General features: G+C 68.7%; 1 pseudogene. It reads left to right on the top strand.

Annotated elements, in window-relative coordinates:
• Nucleotides 1-192: 192 nt before the first annotated feature.
• Nucleotides 193-1,029 (top strand): annotated as a pseudogene (locus WCB02_RS36510) (ATP-binding cassette domain-containing protein); the annotation flags it as partial.
• Between the last annotated feature and the right edge of the window lie 473 nt (nt 1,030-1,502).

Raw genomic sequence — 1,502 nt, 5'->3', positions numbered from 1 at the left:
ACCGCGCACCAGGACGTCCCATCGGTGCTGCTGACCCCGGTCTGGGTCACGTCCGCCAACATTGCCTCGACAGTCGTCAAGGATCACTTCGTCGATCCCGCCAAGCTGTGCGCCGGGGCGGCATCGGCGCAGTGCAAGGCCGCCGGCGTTTCTCCCTGAGCGCGGGTGTTGGTCCTCACGGATACGCCGGACATGCCTGTACCAGAGCTCACCGAGCCCTTGCTCCGGCTTGCCGGGGTTGCGAAGCATTTCGGCGCCGTGCAGGCTCTGGCCGGCGCCGATCTCGAGGTGCATCCCGGCGAGGTGACGGCGCTGTGCGGCGACAACGGCGCCGGCAAGTCCGTCCTCATCAAATCCATCGCCGGCATTCATGAGCCGGATGGCGGCGAGATTTTCTGGCAGGGCCGCCGCGTCCGCATCCGCACCCCGCGCGATGCGGCCGCGCTGGGCATCGAGGTGGTCTATCAGGACCTCGCGCTTTGCGACAATCTGGACGTGGTGCAGAACATGTTTCTCGGCCGCGAGCGGCTCAGCAACGGGCTGCTCGACGAGGACAGCATGGAGCGCGCCGCATCTCGCACGCTGGCGGATCTGCGCGTCGTCACCTTGCAGTCGGTGCGCCGCGCGGTGGCGTTCCTGTCCGGCGGCCAGCGGCAGTCCGTCGCCGTCGCCAAGGCGGTGATGTGGAACTCGAAGCTCGTGATCCTCGACGAGCCCACTGCAGCGCTCGGCGTCGCGCAGACCCGGCAGGTGCTCGATCTGGTGCGGCGGCTGGCCGACCAGGGGCTCGCCGTCATCATGATCTCGCACAATCTCAACGATGTGTTTGCGGTCGCCGATCGCCTCGCCATCCTTCGCCTGGGCCGCATGGTCGGGGCCGGCAGGGTTTCCGAATTCGACCCGCAGCGGGTGGTCGAGCTCATGACCACCGGCCGCTCTTCCCGCCAGCCGGGCGAACCGGGCGCGGCCGCGGCGACGACGGAGGTTCGCGCCGCTGCGCCTGCGCAAGAGAATCCGCAAGAGAATCCGCAAGAGAATCCGCAACAGCGTTCCCAAGGGAGTCCTGCCGAGCCGTCATCCGCCGCCGCGCCTGCGGCCGAAGCCGATGGGGCTGGCCACGCCGACAAGCTCGCGGCACAGGCGCTGGCTGCACAGCCTGCGACGGCCCAGAGTACGGCGGCCTATCTGAAGGCGCTGTGGACGCGGATCGTCGCCGGGCAAAGCGGCGTCCTGCCGGTGGTGCTCGGCGTGATCCTGATCGCGCTGATCTTCCAGACCCAGAATCCGCGATTCCTGTCCGCCGGCAACCTGGTCAATCTGCTGGTGCAGGGCTCCGTGTTCATGATGATCGGCATGGGGGCGGTGTTCGTGCTGCTGCTCGGCGAGATCGACCTGTCGCTGGGTTATGTGGCCGGCATCGGGGGCACGGTGGTGACCGAGCTGGTGCAGCCGGGGATCGGCTGGCCGTGGTGGGGTGCCATCGCCGCGGCGCTGGCCGCGAC

Source organism: Bradyrhizobium sp., from assembly GCF_049581145.1.
Classification (GTDB): Bacteria; Pseudomonadota; Alphaproteobacteria; order Rhizobiales; family Xanthobacteraceae; genus Bradyrhizobium.
Note: the sequence above shows the minus strand (reverse complement) of the source record. Positions and strands in the feature narration are given on the sequence as shown.